3 protein-coding genes are annotated in these 19,636 nt (G+C 34.5%); all 3 read left to right on the forward strand.

Annotation, left to right across the window (positions count from 1 at the left end; all coding sequences use genetic code 11):
* Positions 1–2: 2 nt before the first annotated feature.
* Genes GJU41_RS19655 through GJU41_RS19665 form a run of 3 tightly spaced genes read left to right on the forward strand, consistent with a single transcriptional unit; the run spans position 3 to position 19,634 of the window.
* On the forward strand, positions 3–7,031 hold the full coding sequence (locus GJU41_RS19655) for a non-ribosomal peptide synthetase (protein ID WP_154319322.1): 7,029 nt from the start codon (positions 3–5) through the stop codon (positions 7,029–7,031).
* Between the two features lie 15 nt (positions 7,032–7,046).
* Complete coding sequence (gene fabD / locus GJU41_RS19660; RefSeq protein ID WP_154319323.1) at positions 7,047–8,315, forward strand: ACP S-malonyltransferase; 1,269 nt, start codon at positions 7,047–7,049, stop codon at positions 8,313–8,315.
* A gap of 15 nt (positions 8,316–8,330) precedes the next feature.
* Positions 8,331–19,634, forward strand: coding sequence for a non-ribosomal peptide synthetase (locus GJU41_RS19665; RefSeq protein WP_154319324.1), 11,304 nt, complete (start codon positions 8,331–8,333; stop codon positions 19,632–19,634).
* Positions 19,635–19,636 lie beyond the last annotated feature (2 nt).

Here is a 19,636-nt window from a genome sequence, read left to right on the forward strand (position 1 = left end):
TGATGGGGGAGAAGCAGACTTACGAGCTGTCTCATGGACAAAAACGATTCTGGATCCAATCACAATTAGACCCTAATAATAGCGATTTAAATCAACCAGTAGCAGTTCAAATTAGACAAGAAGTGGACACTCATTATTTACATTTGGCTCTTCAAAATGTTATTGAACGCCACTTCATTCTTCGTACAGTATTCAAAACATTTCAAGGTGAACCCAGACAGATTATCTTAGAGAAATTACACTTAGAAGCACCTTTAATTGATCTATCTGATTATCTTCCTCCAGAAAAAAAATGGGAGAAAATGCTTAAGATGATGGATATTGAAACGAATATCCCTTTTAATCTGGAAGAAGGACCATTATTACGTGCCCGAATATACAAAATATCAGATGAAGATTACGTTTTTTATATTTGCATGCACCATATAATAGAAGACGGACTATCAATGGATATATTCTTTCAAGAATTATTTTTAACTTATCATTCATTAAGAAAAGGTTTAACTCCTAATTTACCTGAGCTTCCTATTCAATATATTGACTATGCTCATTGGCAAAATCAATTAGTTAATAAAGAAAAGTTAAAAAAACAGGGGCTATATTGGAAAGAGAAGATGGATGGAGAATTACCAACTTTAAATTTACCTCTGGACTTTATCAGACCTGTAATTCGCGAATCATCTGTTGCTGTAGAGAAAATTGTTTTGGATGCAGAAATATTTATACAGCTTGAGCAAATGAATCGAAAGCATGGGACAACGATGTTTATGTCCCTTGTTGCATGTCTCAACATATTTTTGGCTAAAATCTCGAATCAAGACGAATTTGTAGTGGGGACCCCTATTGCTGGGAGAAATAATAAACATGTCAAAAATTTAATTGGATTTTTTGTAAATACGCTAGTTCTTCGTAATAAATTGACTCCAGAAATGAGCTTTACTGATTTCTTATATCAGGTAAAGGAAAACTGTATTGAAGCTTATACAAATCAAGATTATCCATTTGATAAATTATTGGAAGATTTAAATTATCACCGTGAACTTAATAGAGCACCTCTTTTCGATGTTCTTATCAATTATGCTTCGGAATATAGCGGTGATATTGACTTTGATGGAGTGAAATTTAATAAATTTCGGATAAATAACGGTGCAGAATCTAATGAGTTTGATTTAACTGTAAATGTAGAAATAATTAATAATCAGTTAGAAATTCAACTTAATTATCAAAGAGATCTCTTTACAGAAAATACTATGCAAAGATTGACACAAAATTTTAAGAACATTATTACAAGCGTAGCTAAAAATCAAATGCAAAAAATTAGTGAGATTAACTATTTATCTAATGAAGAGTTAGCTGTAATTAATGACATCAATAATACACACGTTGGGTATCCAAATGAGACAATTCCATCCTTATTCTTTAAACAGGTAAAAAGAACACCTAACGCAATTGGAATTCATGATAATGGTTTATTTGTAACCTATGAAGAACTTCATCAACGGTCTAATCAAATTGGAAACTTGCTTAGAGATTATGGAGTAATTCCAAATCAATTGGTTAGTGTCATGGTTAACAGAGGAGCTATGCTAATTTCAACTGTATTAGGCGTTTTAAAAGCAGGGGGTGCATATGTTCCTATTGATCCACACTATCCTGAGGCAAGAATTGAGTATATGTTACATGACTCCTCTTGTCATGTTTTAATAACAGATGCTTATTTTCTGAATAAATTTAAAAATCTTCTCCCCCAATCTATAAACACAATTATTTGTTTAGATGATACAAGTGCTATAAAGGTTATGAAACGAACACCTGATAACATTTTTGTGGATTTTATAGAGAAGGACATTTCAAAGAGTAACATGGAAGCAAAACCTTCTAGTAATGATCTGGCATATGTTATTTACACTTCTGGTTCAAGTGGTAAACCTAAGGGAGTAATGATCACACACAAGGCAGTTCTTAATACTATTTTTTGGATGCAGGAACAGTTTCCGCTTAGTATTACTGATGTTGTGGCACAAAAGACTTCTGCCAGCTTTACCGATTCAGTTTGGGAGTTTTTCTGGCCCCTACTTACGGGAGCCAGGCTTACAATTATTCCTACTGATTCAGTCAAAGATCCTGCTAACTTATATCGAAGTCTTAAAGAAGAAAGAGTAACAGTCACTCAGTTTGTACCATCGCTTATGAACCTATTCTTAAACGCTGTAAGATCAACTGAAGAGGATAATCCACTCCCAAACTTAAAGTGGGTATTTAATGGTGGCGAAGCCTTACCAGTAAATTTAGTGCAAGATTGGTATGCTCTTTTTAAATCAGCGAAAATTGCAAATACTTATGGTATGACAGAATCTGCAATATATGCGACAAACTACTCTATAGATGATAAGCCCAAGAATGGTGAGTTAAGAATACCAATAGGAAGGCCTATTTCTAACACTCATGTTTATGTACTGAATCGATTTGGAAACATTGCTGGTTTCAATATTCAAGGCGAAATATGTATAGGTGGTATTGGAATCACAAGTGGATATTGGAATCAGCCCGAATTAACTGACTTAGCTTTCACGACTCACCCAGTTACAGGTGAGCTTCTATACCGAACTGGGGACCTTGGTTCTTTAAGACCAGATGGAATATTGGAATATATGGGAAGAACAGACGACCAAGTGCAAGTACGGGGATTTCGAGTGGAAATGAAAGAAGTCGAGCGAGCAATGGTTAGCAATCCTGCGATTAAGGAAGCAGTAGTAGTATCTCATATGGAGAAATCTGGAGTAACAGCATTGAGTGGCTATTATACAGGAAAAGATAAAGTTCTTAAACCAGAGTCTGTTCGTGAAAATTTAAAAAGAATTGTACCAGATTATATGTTACCTGCCTATCTCATACAATTGGAAGAATTTCCTCTTACACCTCACGGCAAAATAGATCGTAAGAATCTTCCGGTAATTGAAAGGAGAAATCTCGCTTCCACTGATTATCAACCACCCAAATCTCTTTTGGAGAAAGAATTAGTATCTATTTGGGAGGATATATTGGAAGTAGATAAGGTGGGAGTGCTTGATAATTTCTTCTCACTTGGAGGCCAATCATTAAAAATGGCCAGAGTAATGTATCAAATCCAGCTTCGTCTAAAGGTTACAGTATCATTCAAAGAGCTATTTGAATTTCAAACTATTCGTGAACTTGGAAAAATACTTGAAGGTAAATCAAGCACTTATTTCTCAGATATTAAACCAATAGAGAATCAAGAGTATTATCAAGTTTCTTCAGCCCAGAGACGTTTATTTGTTTTGCATCAGTTAGAAGGAGACAGTATGAGCAATCATATTTCTTCCGCATGGATTATAAACGGGGAAGTCGAGAGAAGTAATATCGAATTAATCTTTAGAAGGTTAATTAATCGACACGAAGTTTTTAGAACCAGTTTTACCCTGTTAGAAGGAAATATTGTACAAAAAATTAATCAAATAGAAGATTGGCATATAGAATATAGCAATGGATCAGAAGAAAATATTCCTTTAGAATTTCAATCTTTTATCCGCCCATTTAACTTAGAAAAGTCACCTCTGTTGCGAGTCAAGTTGCTGCGTCTTAAAGACAAAAGACATGTTCTTATGATAGATGTTCATCATATTATTTTTGATGGGATTTCTACTAACCTATTAATTAATGAGTTTATTTCCTTATTTAATGGCAAAACCATTGAAAGTACAAGGATTCAATATAAAGACTATGCAGCTTGGCAAAATTCTTTATTTGAAAAAAGAGTATTTAAAGATCATGAAAAATTTTGGTTGGGAGAGTTTGACCAAAATCTAACAGGAAAAGATATCCCACTTTTAAATTTACCTACAGATTTTCCGCGTCCTAAACAAAAGACCTTCTCTGGAGGTTCGCTAAGTTTAAACCTATCAAAAGAGCATACGTCCAGAATTAAAGATTTTGTTTCGGAAAATGATGTTACTTTATTTATGGTGATTTTTGCTGCTTACAATGTATTTTTAAATAAGTATACCGGCCAAGAGGACATAGTTATAGGAACACCTGTTGCAGGAAGACACCATGCACAGATAGAAAAAATGATAGGAACATTTGTTAATACTTTAGCAATACGTATTAACTCCTCTCAAAAGAAGAATTTCAGACAGTTCCTTGAAGAAGTTAAAGAGAAAACATTAAAAGTGTTGGAGTATCAGGACTATCCATTTGACCATTTAGTTAGTCAACTAAACCTTGAGAGGGATATGAGCAGGAATCCTTTATTTGACACTATGTTACGGGTACAAAATTTTATGGAAGGTGAAAAAAATATACAAGGCTTAGATGTCGAACCCTATCCCATTGATAATGGCTATATACCCGTTGACTTAATGCTAACTGTGCATGACGTACCAGAGGGACTCAACTTCATATTTAATTTTAATAGTGAACTTTTCCAAGAGGAATCTATTCATTTGATGGCCAAACATTTTATGGAACTCTTGTTAAATCTTATTTCACAATCTGATCGACTTCTTTTTAAGGTTAATATGCTTACAGAAGAAGAAAGAGATATTCTTGTTAATACCAGGAATTCTACCAAGGTAATTTTACCTGAAGAAAGACTTTTTCATCAGATGTTTGAAGATAAAGCAAAGAAAATTCCTAATGACATTGCGGTAGTTTGTGGGGAGGTAAGCCTGACCTACGGTGAACTTGATGTTTTATCAAATCGTTTAGCTAGAACTTTACGCAGCAGAGGTGTTGGACCAAATAAAGTTGTGGCTATCCTTATAAAACGATCAGTTGAGTTAATCACTTCAATTCTGGCAGTTTTAAAGGCGGGTGGAGCATATCTACCTATTGATAATGAGTACCCCGAGGAACGAATTACATATATGCTTAACGAAAGTGATGCAGACTTATTATTGACTAATAATGATATGATCCAGAACATTGAATTTAATCGGTCGGTTATTTATTTGGATAGTATGCATGCGTATCATCAGGATGGGGAATCTTTATCTCCTGTTAATAGCACCACTGACATGGCATATATGCTTTTTACTTCCGGTTCAACGGGGAACCCAAAAGGCGTAATGATAGGACAAGAATCTGTAACTAATTTTATTTATGGTATAACAGAGAAAATCCCATTTAACGCAGGAGATTCTATTTTTTCTCTAACTACTGTAACCTTTGATATCTTTTTATTAGAAACCCTACTCCCATTAACTCAAGGATTAAAAGTCGTTTTATCCACTACAGAAGAACAAAAGGATTTTGACGCTCTTTTGTCTTCAATTCGAAAACATAACACAAAAATGATACAAATCACTCCATCGAGGTTACAACTTTTGCTTTTACATCCTGATTTCAAGGAAAGTTTAGAAACCGTTCAAGTTTTAATGGTTGGTGGAGAAGCATTCCCTGAGTCATTGCTTTATGAATTAAAAGAAGTGTCTAATTCACGTATCTTTAATATGTATGGTCCAACAGAAACGACTGTTTGGTCAACTATTCAAGAAGTAACATTCAAAGATAAAGTGACTGTTGGAAAGCCAATATCAAATACACAAGTATATATATTGGACCAATATTTAAATCCTGTTCCAGATACTGTGGTAGGTGATCTTTGGATTAGCGGTAAGGGTCTTGCATTAGGATATCACAATCGACGAGAATTGATGAACGAGAGGTTTGTCCAAAACCCATTCCGACCTGATGAATTAATGTTCAAAACAGGTGATTTAGCGCGTTGGCAACATAATAAAGAGATTGAAATCTTAGGCCGGACTGATCATCAAATTAAAATACGGGGATATCGTGTTGAGCTTGGAGAGATCGAACATAGTCTTCTCTCGCATAAAGATATTCATGAAGCTGTAGTAATACCAGTTATGGAAAACAAAAACGTTTCATTATGTGCCTACTTAGTTTGTCATACAAACTTAACAGTTAAAGAAATTCGTGAGTATATAATGAAAAAATTACCGGATTTTATGATACCATCGCATTTTATTAACTTGAAAGAAATGCCTTTAACTCCTAACGGAAAGGTTAATCGAAATGAACTCCCAACACCAAAGGAGAATCGGCCAAACCTTGGAGTAGAATACAAAGCCGCTTCCTCAAAGGTGGAGCTAGAAATCAAACAGATTTGGGAAGAGGTGTTAAATAAGAAAGAAATCGGTCTTTATGATAACTTTTTTGATTTAGGTGGCAACTCACTTCTGCTGATCCAAATGAATTATCGTATAAAAACTAATTTTTCAATCCAACTTTCTTTATCAGACAGCTTTTCTTTTCCAACGATAGCTAAGTTAGCTGAATTTATTGAAGGACAGATTGATGAAACTCGACTGTGGTCTTTAGATGAGAGGAATCGGTACGATAGTCAAAAGTCTTATTGGGAAAATAAGTTAGTGGAGTCACATTTTTTAATTCCTCTTATGAATGGAATGAAATCCAACGAAGCAAAAGCTTCCCAAACTTCTTTTGTAATAAATCTGCCAATTAAATTAACTAAAACATTGAATCATCATTTAGAAAGTCAATCCTATAATTTAATTGATCTTCTATTATCTGTTTATATGTACGCCTTATCTCAGGCAATTAATAGAAAAGAGCTGGTTGTGTCAGTTGGTGAGGAATTCAGCCTTAAATCTTCCGTTAATAAGGGTGAGAGATTATATCCTATTAGTGCGAATTTCAGTAAAACGAATGACGTAAGTAAGCTCTGTATAGAAATTTTAAATCAGCGCAAGTATGCCAAGCAGACAGACCTTTACCAAATTCCTAAATTGCCTGATTTAGTTCAGCAAAATGACAAATCTATTTTCTATCCTTGCATTATAATTAATAGTCCATCTTTTGAAAGAAATATGATTAGAAACTTTGATTGGCGGTTGTATTTAGATGTGAATGAACAGAATATAAAAATCTTATGTGAGTACAATGGTGCTAAGTTGAAAAAGGCTTGGATTGAACACGTAATGAATGGTTATATCCATTTGCTTCAGCAATTAGCCGTACAATTATAAAGGAGGACAAAAAGTATGAAAAAATTGGGATTATTGTTCCCTGGACAGGGTTCTCAATATATTGGGATGGGGAAAGAGTTATACGAAGAATTTGAAGTAGTAAGGCATACATTTGAGGAAGCTAGTAATGTTTTGAATTTTGACTTGAAGGAGTTATGTTTCAATGGCGATATTAATACATTGACAATGACTGCTAATGCGCAGCCTGCTATTTTGACTGTTTCTGTGGCTGCATATCGAGTGTTAATGCAGGAACTAAATCTTTTTCCGGAATTTGGAGCAGGACATAGCTTGGGAGAATTCTCAGCTCTTACATGCACAGGCGCCATTTCATTTTCTGATGCTGTAAAGATTGTTCATCATAGAGGTACTTTAATGCAAGATGCTGTAGCACCAGGCGAAGGGGCCATGGTGGCGATAATGGGATTGAACGAATGGGATATTGAGTCGATTTGTTTGAAAGCCTCATCAAATGAAAGAAAAGTAGTGATAGCAAATTACAATTCTTCTAATCAAGTTGTTATATCAGGCCATGCAGATGCAGTGGAAAGAGCTAAAGTAGATCTTGAAAAAATGGGAGCTAGGACAATCCCTCTTAATGTTAGTGCCCCATTTCACTCACCATTAATGACAACTGCTGCTAAACAATTTGGTGATGAACTAACTAGTTACAATTATAGTCAATTTCAATGGCCAGTCATTTCAAATTATACTGGAACTCCATATAAGGAACCAAGATTTATAGTTTCAAATTTAACATCTCAGATGGCTCAGCCCGTGCAGTGGCAAAAAAGCATACAATACATGGTTAACAAGGGAGTTGCGACGTTTATTGAAATTGGACCAAAATCTGTACTTAAGAATCTAATGAATGATATTTCCAAGTCGGCAAAAGTTTTCTCATTAGAATATCCTACTAGTATTAAGAATCTTAAAGAAACAAAAATAGAAGCTAAACCTGATGGATTGGCACTAATTACTTCTTGCATTGCCGTCGCAGTCTCCACCCAAAATAAGAATTGGAATAACGATGAATATGACAAAGGGGTTGTAGTTCCTTATAAACAATTAGAGGAATTACGTGAACAGCTAATCGCTGAGAGAAAAGAACCTACTAAAGAGCAAATGCATTATGCAATTGACTTATTAAAGACCATATTTGAGACAAAATTAACTCCAATTGAAATTCAAGAAGAACGATTCAATCAGATATTTTACAGTACTCATACCCGTGACCACTTTTCTGAATTTAAAGTAGGAGTAGTAGCATTAGAGAAGAGTTAAAAGGAGCGAAGTAACATGTCTAAGTTGGAATTCAGTTTTGATAGCTTTAAGTTCGATAATCATGATCTTCAAGCTGATGATACGGTTTCTATGAAGGAAATACGAGATGCTGACATAGCGGTTATAGGTATTGATTGTAAGGTTGCAGAAAGCCAAAACTCGATTGAGTTTTGGCAACATCTTCGTGATGGAAAAGATTTTATACGTCCTTTTCCAAGCAAAAGAAAAAAAGACCTTCTCAGCTTGTTTGAATCTGGGTTTATTAGAGAAGATGTACAATTAAATGAAGGTGGATTTTTAGAAGAAATAAATACATTTGATTATAATTTCTTTCAAATTTCTCCTGCCGAAGCTAGACTAATGGATCCTAATCAAAGAATATTTCTAGAGTCAGCCTGGACAGCTATAGAGGATGCAGGTTACGGAGGAGAAAAGCTATCTGGAAGTAGAACTGGGGTTTACGTAGGCTATAGTAATGATTTTAGTGATGAATATAAAAGGCTAATTGCTGAACTGGCTCCTTCTTCAATAAGCGCTTCTATTCCAGGTAATATCCACTCAATTATTGCCAGTCGAGTCGCCTATTTGCTGAATCTTAAAGGTCCAAGCATGTTGATAGATACTGCATGCTCTTCGTCTTTAGTCGCCGTTCATTTAGCTTGTAGAAGTTTGAGAGAAGGTGATTGCGAATATGCTATTGCAGGGGGGATGAAAATAACGCTATTACCGGTGAAGCAGGGGAAAGGGGGAGGTCTTGGCGTTGGCTCGTCGGATGATCGGACTCGTACTTTTGATAATTCATCCACTGGTACAGGTGGAGGTGAGGGAGTGGTGTCAGTACTCCTAAAACCTTTGAAAAACGCTATTAAAGATAATGACCATGTGTATGCCATAATTAAAGGGAGCGCTGTTAACAATGATGGGACTACAGTAGGGATAACGGCTCCTAATTCTCTTGCAGGAGAAGATGTAATAGTAAGGGCATGGGAAGACGCAGATATAGATCCTGAGACAATATCTTATATAGAAGCACATGGAACTGGTACTAAATTAGGAGACCCTATTGAGATTGACGGCATTGAAAAAGCTTTTCGACAATTTACTGACCGCAAACAATTTTGTGCAATTGGGTCAGTTAAAACAAATGTAGGTCATTTAGACAATTCTGCAGGTATTGTAGGTTTATTGAAGGCTATACTAGCTCTGAAAAATGAAGAAATACCTGCGAACCTGCATTTTACTAATCCAAACCCTGAGATACAATTTATAGACTCACCAGTATATGTAAATGATAGATTACAAAACTGGGAGACTAATGGGCATCCTCGTCGCTGCGGAATTAGTTCTTTTGGACTAAGTGGTACAAATTGTCATATGGTCCTTGAAGAAGCACCGAAAATGAATGAGATACAAGAAGAGTTGCCTGAGAAATTTAAAAAGCAACTAATACCACTAACTAGTGATTCCAACAAGGAATCGAAACCCCATAATCTCTTCACAATTTCTGCAAAAAGTGTATCTGTTCTGTCGATATACATAAAAAAATATAGAAATTATTTCAAGAAGATGAATCCTCACTCTTTGGAAGACATATGTTTTACTGCCGGAACAGGTCGTGGACATTATAACTACCGTATATCCGTCATTTGTGAAAATGTATTTGATTTAATTGAAAAACTAGAAAAAATTCATCCTGATATTTTGGACTGGGAGAATGGGCTACAAGAATTAAGTTCAGATCATATTTATTTCGGACGTCATAAGGTTGTTTCCTCACATAAACAAAAAGAACCAGGTGAACTCTCAATTGAAGATTTAAAGGAACTCAATGGTAATGCACAAACCAGAGTAGAAAATATAGCATTTGAATTAGAAACAATTAAAGCTATTTCGAAACTTTATGTTCTTGGGGCAAACATTAGTTGGTTCGATATGTACAAAGGGAGAGATTTTAAAAAAGTTAGCATTCCCACATATCCTTTTGAACGAATCCGTTGTTGGGTTGACTTCGAGAATGATGCTTTAGTGCATCATAATAATAAAGCTCTAATGAAAACACAAGAGGGTGCACATCCCCTAGTCGATGCCTGTTTAGCAGAAACAGAAGATCAAGAGATTTATATAACTCGTTTCTCTTCTGAAAGACATTGGGTACTTAGAGAGCACGTAATTATGGGGAATCCGATAATACCCGGTACTACTTATTTAGAAATTGCTAGAGAAGTATTAAAAAAATATCAGCTTCCTGGAACATCACTAGAATTGAAAGACATACAATTTATTTCACCACTAATGGTGAATAATGGAGAAGAAATAGAAGTACAGACGGTAGTGCAACGTAATGGTAAGGAATTTAAGTTTACTATTTTGAGCAAGTCAAATATTTCTCAAAATCCCTGGGAACAAAATTGGGTTAGGCATACAAAAGGACAAGCAGTTTTTGTACAGAATTCCAATCCATCAAAGATTAATTTAGAAGAAATTATTAAGAATTGTAATTCTCAGGAGTTTTTAGAAAGTGAGGAGCAACAAGAGTTTATCGAAGCTTTTGATTTTGGTCCTCGCTGGAAAACATTGAAAAAGATTCATGTTGGAACAGATCAAGTATTAGCTGAGTTGGAATTAAAAGAAGATCATGTTAATGATTTAAGGCAATTTGTGTTACATCCAGCTCTATTAGATGTTGCAGTTGGAGTAGCGAGCCAAAGTATGGGTAATGGATTATTTTTACCTTTAACTTACAAAAAAATTAGGATTCACAATTCTCTACCTGGAAATTTTTATAGTTATATAAAGAAAAGGAACAGAGCCAAAGAAAGTGGAGAAGTTTTAACTGTTGATATACAAATTTTTGATACTGATGGAAGCTTATTATTGGAAATTGAAGATTATTCAGTAAAGAGAGTCCACCAAGCAGAAATGAAGTTTTCAAAATTTACTGAAGAACACAAATATCATCGTGTAGTTTGGAAAGCAATTGAAAGTCATTCACCCTCTATTACGTCAGTCTTAAATGAATATACGGAAAACAAAGCTTGTGCAATTGTCTTCTCAGACGAGAGTAATTTGAGCAAAAGCACGTACGAACAACTTATATCCAAAGGATACGAAGTAATTGAAGTTAAACAAGGAGAAGCTTTCGCAGAACTTGGTTCGAACTTATTTACTTCCAGTAATTCAGAAGAAGACTTGGTTAGGATTATTGACTCTCAACACAAAAAAATTGAGCATGTAATCTATTTATGGAGTTGCAAACCAGAAAGAAATAGAGAAATTGACAATTATTCAGACTCGAAGAACTTAGAACAAAATATTATCGGATTATTTAACTTGTCTAAAATTTTGGGGAATAAAAAAATCACCTGTGATCTCACAGTAATTGCAAAGCAAGCATACGAAGTAACTGGTGAAGAAAATACAATCTATCCCGAAAATGCTAGTATTTTTGGGTTAGTTAAAGTAATTAATCAGGAGAATGTCAATATTTCTTGCTACTGTATTGATGTTGATGATAAAACGGATTCACTACAAATTAATCATGAAATTGAATTAAAAGAAAGGAGATTTTTAATAGCTTTACGTGAAAATACACGTTATATAGAACAAATTGAAAGATTTGACCTAGCTAAAAAAGAGGATGATACTGCTTCTATTGTTTTAAAAAATAGAGGTGTATATGTAATTACTGGAGGTACAGGTGGGCTAGGGTTAGAGGTAGGTAAGTGGATTGCAAAATCAAATAAGGTAACTCTTGTTCTTATCTCCCAGACTGAAATGCCACCAAAAAGAGAATGGGATTATATTTTGGATTCAGGTGAAAACAAAAGGTTAATTAAAAAAATAGAAAATATTAAGATGTTGGAATCATTGGGAGCAACAGTGGATTCCTTCGCATGTGATATATCAAATGAACTTGGTATGACTAAGGTATTCAGTGAAGTTCGTAAAAAGTATAAAGAAATCAATGGTGTAATTCATGCTGCAGGAATCGCAGGAGATGGTTTAATTGCTCTTAAAGATCAAAATAGTTTTACAAGAGTACTTTCACCTAAAATTAATGGACTAAATCTTATTGAAAAATTAACAACAAATGACTCATTAGATTTTCTAATTTTGTTTTCTTCAATAACCTCGTTTATTGGTGGGGTTGGGCAAAGTGATTATGCGGCAGCTAACGCCTACTTGGATTCATTCTCAACACTGCGAAATCGCAAAGGTAAGCGAACAATTTCAATTAATTGGGCTGCCTGGAAAGAAACTGGTATGGCATTAGACTATGATGTTAATTTTGACGAAGCACTATTTAAGCCATTAATGAATAATGAAGCTAAGGTAGCATTTGAAAATGTATTACTGAATCCTCAATCAAATTTAATTGTCGGTGAAATACACTATGCTTATGTTGCTAATTTAGAAAATACTCTTCCAATGGAGCTATCTGAGGACATTAAAATATCACTAAATAAGCATAGGCGTTTCCTCAACACGAATATTTTAGACAGTAGTCCAAAATCAATCGAGATAATGGGGAGACCATCAGGGGAATATAGTAATACTGAAAAAATTGTAGGGGAAATTTGGGCTGAAGTATTGGGTTTTAACAAAATAAATATTTTTGATGATTTTTATGAGCTGGGTGGAGACTCTCTGATTGCAAGCAATATAGTTAGTAAAATCAACCAAAAAATATCTGATAATTCGGATATAAGCGACATTTTTAATTATCTGACTATAGAAGAGCTTGCGAGAAATATAGATAACGGTCAAAGGGATAACTTGGAGAACGAGGAGAGCAATAACTCTCAAGAGTTGACTTCTTTCGGATCAAATTCTATAACCCCTGTAAAGAAAAGTCCGTTCTATCCTGTCAGTTCTGCTCAACGACGTTTTTATATGATGCGTCAGGTTGCAGGTGAAAGTACACTAAACAATCTCTGCAGTGCTATGACCATTAGAGGTTTAGTCGATAAGAGTCGTCTTGAAAGAGCAATTCAACTTGTAATTAGTAGACATGGATCTTTACGAACAGCTTTTGAATTTCAAGACAATGAATTGGTTCAAAGAATATACGAAGATGTCCCTTTTGAATTGGAATATAAAAATGGTGACGGAAGTGAACTTAGCGAATACACTGAAGCTTTTGTACGTCCGTTTGATTTGCATCATGCTCCCTTAATTAGGGCAAAATTAATAAAAGTTTCTGATGAATTACATTTTTTTCTGTGTGATGTTGATCATATCGCTGTTGACGGCTCTTCTATTGGTATATTGATGAACGAAATAATAAGTGGTTATACAGGTAACAATCTTCCGGAAATAAAAGCACAATATGTAGACTTTACTATCTGGCAAAATCAGAGGATAAGAAGTAAAGAAATGAAAAATCAGGAAGATTATTGGTTGAACGTTTTTCATGATAATCCAACAGCACTTGATATGCCTACAGACGTTCCTAGAGCAGCACAAATGAGTAATGAAGGTGATGCATTCTCTTTTGAGTTAAGCGAAGAGTTAACAGCATTAGCAAAAGAAGCAGCTGCGGAACATGGCGTTACACTTTTTATGCTCCTATTTAGTGTGTATAACATAATGCTCGCCAAATATGCAAAACGAGACGATATCGTTGTTGGAGTACCTAGTGCTGGAAGGAAACTAGAAGAAGTACAAGATACGATTGGTCTTTTTATTAATACTCTGGCATTGAGAACTGCTCCAAATCAAGATAAAATCTTTTCCGATTATTTAAAAGAGGTAAAAGAGCATGCTATAGAATCATATAAGCATGAGGAATATCCTTTTGAAATGTTATTAAACAAACTAAAGTTGCCTATAGATCGAAGCAGAAATCCACTTTTCGATGTGCAATTTATTTCACAGAATTTCTCAAATGAGACCGTATCGGCTGGAGAGCTTCAATTCACTCCGATTGAACCGAAAATGGAAGCTGTTCAAGTTGACCTTACGGCTATCTGGTATGAGCAATATGGTAAATTGAAATTCCATTTTGAATATTCAACCCAGCTCTTTAACAGAGATACTATTAAGCGGTTAGCAACATATTATGAAAATATTCTCAGTGAAGTTATAAGTGATGGTGCAAGGCCAATCGCAAAAATACCGATGATTACCAATGAGGAAAAACAACAATCCGTTTATAGCTGGAATAATACAGTTGTCGATTTTAATAAAGGAAAACTCATTCATGAGTTGTTTGAGGAACAAGTAGAAAGAACCCCAGAAAAGATTGCAGCTGTGTACAACAATCAATCTTTAACCTATCGAAGTTTAAATAATAAAGCTAATCAGTTAGCAAGGTACATGTTGCATTGCAATTTAGAGCCGGAACAGATTGTAGGTATTTCTGTGGATCGATCTTTGGAAATGCTTATAGCTATGTTGGCAGTACTAAAAACTGGAGCAGCCTATATTCCTATAGATCCTAGTGATCCGATAGATAGGATATCTTACTTTATTAAAGACAGTGGTCTAAAGTTGCTTTTAACAGATCATAAGCAAGAAATAAATCTTGTAAATATACCTATAATCAATGTAACGGATGAGAAGGTGTATATTGGTGATGGCAGTAACCTGATGCTTACATTAAATCCAAATAGTTTAGCATATATCATTTACACATCGGGGACTTCAGGAACACCAAAAGGTGTGATGGTAGAGCATACAAATGTAGAGAATTATATCAATGCATTTAAGAAAGAATTCGTATTGACCGAGGACGACGTGGTATTGCAACAAGCATCTTATACTTTTGATGCATCTGTTGAGGAAATTTTCCCTATCCTGACCATAGGCGGAAAACTTATAGTTGTCTCTCGAAATAATCTGCTTGATATTAATCTGCTTGAAAGTGTGATAAATGAACATCAAGTGACGCTAATTAGTACTTCACCTTTAATACTAAACGAATTAAATAAATTTCAAACGTTCCCTACCGTCAAGACTTATATAAGTGGTGGAGATGTGTTGAGAGAAGCCTATGTAACAAATCTTATGAATAATTCTAAAGTTTATAACACATATGGTCCGACGGAAGCGACGGTTTGCTGCACGTATTACCAGTTATCTGAATCTAATGCCAATCCATTACCTATTGGACGACCAATTGCTAACGTCGCTGTTTATATCTTAGATGATGACATGAATGTCATGCCTATAAACGTACCAGGAGAAATTTGCATTTCTGGTAAGGGTGTTGCACGAGGCTACCTAAATAACCCAGACTTAACTAACAGCAAGTTTGTGTTGAATCCATGGAAAAAGGAAAGTTTAATGTATAGGACTGGGGATATAGGTAAGTATTTACCAGATGGGAATATCCAATATTTAGGTAGGGTTGATGATCAAGAAAACATTCGCGGCTATCGTATTGAACCAGCTGAAATTGAAGTTCAACTGCTAAAGCATGAGAATATAAACGATGCAATTGTAATAAATCAAGAAATTCATTCGGGCTTGAAGGAACTTTGTGTATATTTTGTAAGCGAACAAAATCTTAGCGCTTATGAACTGACTGCTTATTTGTCTAGAACATTGCCTAAATATATGATTCCCACATCTTTTATTAAAGTAGATACGCTGCCGTTAACATCGAATGGTAAAGTTGATCGAAAATCTTTAATTAATGTTGGTGAAAAAGTAGAAACTGGGTTAACTTTTGTAAAACCTACGACTCCTTTAGAAGTACGCATTTCTGATTTTTGGTCACAAGTATTAAAAAAAGAAAAAATTGGTATTTTGGACGATTTTTTTCTTATTGGTGGACAATCTTTACTTGCGACTAAACTGGTGTATTTAATCAATCAGGAATGGGCTCTAAACATGACTTTGAGAGATTTCTTTCAAGCAGGAACCATAAAAGGTCTAGCTGATATTATTGAAAAATCTCAATTTGAGAGAAAAGAACAAGGAGATATTACTGAAGAGGGAATTGTTAAACCCTTTAATCTCCGTGAAAATCCTTTATTTAGGATAAAACTTATTCACTTACCTGAAAACCGTCATTTACTCTTTATTGACATGCACCATATTATTACAGATGGCATTTCACAAGGAATAATAATTAATGAGTTCGCAAATCTTTATCAAGAAAAGGAGTTACCACAGCTGCAAATACAATATAAAGATTATGCAGTATGGCAGGAAAGTTATACAAAAAGTGAGGATTATCGAATTCAGGAAAGATTTTGGTTAAATCAATTCCAAGGAGATATTCCTAAGTTGAATCTTCCGTGTGATTACCCACGGCCTGAAGTAAGAAGAGGAGAAGGTAAGCCTTGCCTGTTTAATCTCGGGTCGGAGTGGAGCGCAAAATTGAAAAGATTTTCAGTTGAGCAAGATGTTACACCTTTTATGGTTTTATTAGCTGTTTACAAAATAGCATTATTAAAATTTAGTGAAAAAGAAGACATCATCATAGGAGTACCTGTATCAGGAAGAACAAATTCAAGTCTTAATCCAGTGGTTGGTATGTTTGTAAATACTGTAGCAATACGTACTCAACCGAGAAAAGATATGACTGCTCAAGATTTTATTATGGTTTTAAAGGAAAGTATCCTTTGCGCTATGGATAATCAAAATTATCCATTTGATAAATTAGTTGAAAACTTAGATTTAGCAGGAAGTCATTCCCAAAACCCTCTTTTTGATACAATGTTTACTTTAAATAATGAATCTTTGCTTTCGCCCATTGATATACCGGGGTTGAAAATCATTCCTCACAAAGAAATGGAATACGGGGGAGCACAATTTGATTTGACGTTAATTTCTACTATATCGAAAGAAAATATTGAATTTAATTTTCAGTACGATATCAGTTTATTTAAAGAAGAAACTGTAAAACGAATTGGTGAGAATTATCTTTTTATCCTTCAATCGATTTTAGATGATTCTTCTCAATTAATTAGAAATGTTTTATTGGACGAATATGTAAACATCGATGGAAAGTTGAAAAATTTTACAGATGAAACAACTGCTCATTGGGAGGAAAAAGAGTGGAATAATAAAAATAAACAGCTAGATAAAAACTTTTTGGTCAATGGATTAAGCGAATCTGAAATTGAAGTTGACTCACCTGTTTTTATTCACCAACTATTCGAGAACCAAGTGAATTTAAATCCAGAGAAGATAGCAATTGTCCATGGACAAAAAGAAATCACATATACTGAATTAAACAATAAAGCTAACCAAGTCGCTCAAACTATACTTAATTGTGGAATAAAACCTGAACAAACTGTTGGAATTGTAATGGAGCGTTCGTTAGAAATGGTAATTTCATTATTAGGAACCCTAAAATCAGGTGCAGCGTACCTTCCAATTAACCCTTTAGATCCTATGGAAAGGAACCAACATATTTTAACTGATGCTGGGGTTAAATTAATTCTTACTCACAAGATGTGTCATTCTGCTTGGATGGATGAAAAAATGGATTTGGTAATTGATGTAGACGTACTTTGTGAAACGCAGAATGAGTGTAAAAACCCTAATTTGGAGCTGAATCCTGAATCTTTGGCATATGTTATATATACTTCGGGATCAACTGGAGCACCCAAAGGGGTTATGGTAGAACATAAAGCTTTTACTAGTCGAATGATTTGGTTCTCTAAGAAACTTGATTTAAAAGACAGCGATACTGGCTTGCAAAAAGCATCTTATAATTTTGATGGATCAATGATAGAGCTTTTTAGTTGGTTTATTAGCGGAGGACGATTAGTGCTTTTAGAAAAAGGTGCTGAAACTAATATAGGAAAGATAATTGCAACTATTGAAGAGCAGAAAGTAACTTATTCTTTCTTTATACCTACTATTCTGAAGATATTTATTTCATCATTATCCAATAAAGATAGAGAAAGAATTTCATCGCTTCGCGTAGTTGTTTCAGGAGGAGAGGCTCTTCCGAAAAGATTGGTAGATTCATTCAATGAAAATCTTCCGGGGGTATTATTATTAAATTTCTATGGACCTACGGAAGCAACTATCTTTGCTACAACCTATACATGTTCATCAGTTACAGAAAACATTATTCCTATTGGAAAGCCAGTTGGAAATACACGGACATATATATTAGACGATAAACATGAAATAGCTCCTATAGGTATTGAAGGAGAATTGTATATCGGAGGTCCGAACTTAGCTCGTGGTTACTTGAACCTTGATGAATTGACAGCAGAAAGTTTCATTCCTAATCCTTTTATCCCTGGAGAACGTATATACCGTACTGGAGACCTTGCAATTTTATTAGCAAATGGCGAGATATCCTATTTAGGACGTAAAGATGAACAAATTAAAATTAGAGGTTATCGAATTGAAATTGGTGAAATTGAATCAACAATAATGAAATTCCCAAAAATTGATCAAGTAGCTGTACTAATTAATAAAGATAAGGAAGACACTAAATATCTGACAGCATATCTAGTTACCAGCAGTCCTACTACTGTGAAAGAATTAAGGAATTATTTAAAAGAACAATTACCGGATTATATGATTCCTTTGATTTTTAAGAGGCTAGATTCTATGCCTCTAAATTCAAATGGAAAGTTGGATAGAAAGAAAATTAAAGAACAAGGTACTGATCTTCCATCAGGATTAACAATATCATTGCCACGTAATGAAATAGAAAAAAAATTAACTGCCATTTGGGAGGATGTATTGCAAACTAGCTCTATAGGAATTGATGATCATTTCTTTGAGCTTGGAGGAGACTCATTATTAGCCAATCAATTAGCATATCACATCTATCGCGAATTTTATATTGATTTATCATTAGCGGATTTGTTTAAAACTCCTACTGTTAGAGCATTAGCAGAAAGAATCAATCATAAAAATCAATTTGATGAAGTAGCAGCATCGTTTGAAAATAGTCCAAATACTTTAGTTTCAATCAATGAAAAGGGGTTATTTTCTAATGAATATATTTCTAACAAAGGTTACTATCCGGCAGCCCCTTCTCAAAAAAGACTCTTTATCATCCATGAGTTAAACAATGAAGACCTAAGCTACAATTTACCGGGAATTATTTTGTTGGAAGGTAATTTAGAATATACTAAATTGGAAAAAATATTCCGAAAGTTAACTGAACGTCATGAGGCTTTCCGTACTAGTTTTGATGTAGTCGAAGGGGAAATTGTACAGAGAATTCATGATTCTGCACCAATCACGATCGAGACTTTCAATACTGAAGAAAGTGATATAAAGAAAATACTTGAGGGAGAAGCAAAACTTGTAAGAGAGCAACCATTAACCAATAATTACGCCCTATCTTCTGTTAAGGTTGAGAAGAAAATTCGTAGAAGAAAGGAATTTTAAAT

Source organism: Metabacillus idriensis (assembly GCF_009674765.1).
Taxonomy (GTDB): Bacteria; Bacillota; Bacilli; order Bacillales; family Bacillaceae; genus Bacillus_P; species Bacillus_P idriensis.